We start from the raw sequence: 3,179 nt of genomic DNA, 5'->3' as shown, positions 1-3,179 counted from the left end.
CTGGGCCGTCAGAGCAGTTCGATCCTGGGCCGTCAGAGCAGTTCGATGCCAGGCCGTCAGAGCAGTTCGATGATGGTGGCGTTGGCCTGGCCGCCGCCCTCGCACATCGTCTGCAGGCCGTACCTGATGCCGTTCGCCTTCATGTGGTGGACCATGTCCGTCATGATGCGGGCCCCGGAGCCGCCGAGCGGGTGGCCGAGGGCGATCGCGCCACCGTTGGGGTTGAGCTTGGCCGGGTCGGCGCCGGTCTCGGCGAGCCACGCCATCGGCACCGAGGCGAAGGCCTCGTTGACCTCGAACACCCCGATGTCGTCGATCGTCAACCCGGAGCGCTCGAGAGCCTTGGCCGTGGCCGGGATCGGGGCGGTGAGCATGATGACCGGATCGTCGCCGGCGAGCGTGGCGGTGTGGACACGCGCGATCGGCGTGCAGCCATACCTGGCGGCGGCCTCCTCGCTCATCACCAGGATCGCGGCGGATCCGTCCGAGATCTGCGAGGCGTTGCCGGCGTGGATCACGCCGTCGGACTTGAACGGGGTCTTGAGCCCGGCCAGCCCCTCGACGGTGCTGCCCCGGCGGATGCCCTGGTCAGCATCGAAGACCCCGTCCGGGGTGGTCACCGGGACGATGTGCCCGGCGAAGAACCCGGCGTCCTGCGCGGCGGCGGCCTTCTCGTGCGAGGCCACGGCGAACTCGTCGAGCTGCGTGCGGGACAGCCCCCACCGCTCGGCGATCATCTCGGCGCCGACGCCCTGGTTGGGCATGGTGCCGTCGTAGCGGCCCAGGAAGTCCTGCCCGTACGGGATGCCCTCGCCGGTGATCGAGCTGCCCATCGGCTGACGGGTCATGGACTCGACGCCGCCGGCCACCACCACGTCGTGGTAACCGGATTCGACCACCGCGACGGCGAAGCTCAGCGCCTGCTGCGAGGAACCGCACTGGCGGTCGATGGTCACGCCGGTGACGGTCTCGGGCCACCCGGCGGAGAGCACCGCGGTACGCGCGATGTCCCCGGTCTGCTCGCCGGCCTGGGTCACGCACCCCCAGATCACGTCCTCCACGATCCCCGGGTCGACCCCGGCGCGCTCGACCAGAGCGTTCAGCACCGTGCCCGACAGATCGGCCGGATGCACCCCGGCCAGTCCACCCTTGCGCTTGCCCACCGCGCTGCGCACGGCCTCCACGATCACTGCACCCATGTGCGTGTCCCTCTCTCGAACGGTGAGTATCCGGTCTCGTCCGACCGGGTCTTGTCAGTGTTGCGCATCACGTTCAGCCGACGTACGGCGGCGTGCGCCTGAGCTCGCCACGCGCGATGGTGCGGCGATGCACGGCGTCCGGGCCGTCGACGATCCTCAGGGCCCGCGCCCAGGCGTAGAAGTAGGCGAGAGGGGTGTCGTCCGAGACACCGGCCCCACCGAAGACCTCGATCGCCCGGTCGATCACGGTGCACGCGACCTGCGGCGCGATCACCTTGATGGCCGAGATCTCGAACCGGGCCTCCTTGGCGCCGACGGTGTCGATCATCCACGCGCAGTGCTGGACCTGCAGGCGTGCCTGGTCGATCTCGATGCGGGAGTTGGCGATGTGCTCCTGCACCACGCCCTGCTCGGACAGGTACCCGCCGAAGGCGTGCCGCGACTTGGCGCGGTCGACCATCAGGGCCAGGGCCCGCTCGGCCATCCCGATGGCGCGCATGGCGTGGTGGATGCGGCCCGGCCCGAGACGCGCCTGCGCGATCGCGAAACCGGCGCCCTCCTCGCCGAGCAGGTTCGACGCTGGCACCCGGACGTCCGAGAAGACGAGCTCGCAGTGACCGTGCTGGTCCTGGTAGCCGAACAGCGGGAGGTTGCGCTCGATGGTGAGCCCCGGGGTACCGCGCGGGACCAGGACCATCGACTGCTGACGGTGCGTCTCGGCGGTCTCGTCCGTCTTGCCCATGACGATGAAGATCTCGCAGCGCTCGTCTGCCACTCCCGTGATCCACCACTTGCGGCCGTTGATCACGTACTCGTCGCCCTCGCGGCGGATGACGGTCTGGATGTTCGTCGCATCGGAGGAGGCCACGTCGGGCTCGGTCATGGCGTAGGCCGACCGGATCCTGCCCTCCTTGAGCGGCTCGAGGTACGCGGCCTTCTGCTCGTCGGTCCCGAACAGGTGGAAGGTCTCCATGTTCCCGGTGTCGGGCGCCTGCGAGTTGATGGCCTCGGGGGCGATCACCGGCGACCAACCGGAGATCTCCGAGACCGCCGCGAACTCGAGATTGGAGATGCCGGACCACTCCGGCAGGAAGAGGTTCCACAGCCCGCGACGCCGCGCCTCCGCCTTGAGGTCCTCCATGACGGGCGGGTGTTCGTGGTCGCCGTGCGTGCGCAGGTACTCGGCCCACACCGGCTCGGCGGGGAACACATGCTCGCGCATGAACTCCCACATGTTCTCCTGCAGCTCGACGCTGCGCTGACTGTGCGCGAATTCCATCGTGATGTCTCCTGGGTCGAGAACTGGTGAGGTCGAGGACTAGTGAAGGGTCATGCCGCCGTCGACGGTGAGGGTCGACCCGGTGATGAACGACGAGGCGTCGGAGGCGAGGAAGAGAAGGGCGGAGTCGAGCTCCGGTTGCAGACCGAGCCGACCGAAGATCGTGCGTCCGGTGATGTCGGCGAGCATCGTCTCGGGGATCTCGTCGGTCATCTCCGAGGCGAAGTACCCGGGGGCGAGGGCGTTGACGCGGATCCCCCGCCGGCTCCCCCACTGGGCCGCCAGGTCCCGGGTCAGTCCCAGTACGGCCGCCTTGGAGGCGGAGTAGGCGGCCTGCGGGGCGAATCCTGCGGTCAGGCCGAGCACGCTGGCCACGTTGACGATGCTCGAGCCGGGCTCCATGACGGCCGCGCACTCCTTGGCCGCCCAGTAGGCGCCGTGGAGGTTGACGTCCACCACGCCCCGGAACTGCTCCGGGGTCTCCTTGAGCGCGGGCACCGCGGTGCCGATGCCGGCGTTGTTGACCAGGATGTCGATCCGCCCGTGGGAGTCCATGGCAGAGCGGACCATGGCCGCACACGCCTCGGGGTCCGCGACGTCACAGGCCACCGTCGACGCCGTACCGCCGGCCGCGCGGAGCTCCTCGGCGAGTGCGTCGAGGCGCTCCCGTCGGCGGGCGGCCAGGACGACCGTCGCGCCGG

3 protein-coding genes are annotated in these 3,179 nt (G+C 69.7%); all 3 read right to left on the bottom strand.

What is annotated here, in order from left to right:
* Positions 1 to 56: 56 nt before the first annotated feature.
* Complete coding sequence (locus tag G6022_RS07370) at positions 57 to 1,199, bottom strand: thiolase family protein (RefSeq protein ID WP_179525666.1); 1,143 nt, start codon at positions 1,197 to 1,199, stop codon at positions 57 to 59.
* A 73-nt stretch (positions 1,200 to 1,272) separates the two neighbouring features.
* Complete coding sequence (locus G6022_RS07365) at positions 1,273 to 2,478, bottom strand: acyl-CoA dehydrogenase family protein (protein ID WP_182610103.1); 1,206 nt, start codon at positions 2,476 to 2,478, stop codon at positions 1,273 to 1,275.
* 39 nt (positions 2,479 to 2,517) lie between these two features.
* The coding region (locus tag G6022_RS07360) for an SDR family oxidoreductase (protein WP_182691284.1) at positions 2,518 to 3,179 on the bottom strand (662 nt) is incomplete at its 5' end.

Origin of the sequence: Dietzia sp. Cai40 (assembly GCF_014145165.1) — a bacterium.
In the GTDB taxonomy this organism is placed as follows: Bacteria; Actinomycetota; Actinomycetes; order Mycobacteriales; family Mycobacteriaceae; genus Dietzia; species Dietzia natronolimnaea.
This window is presented reverse-complemented; position numbering and strand designations above follow the sequence as displayed.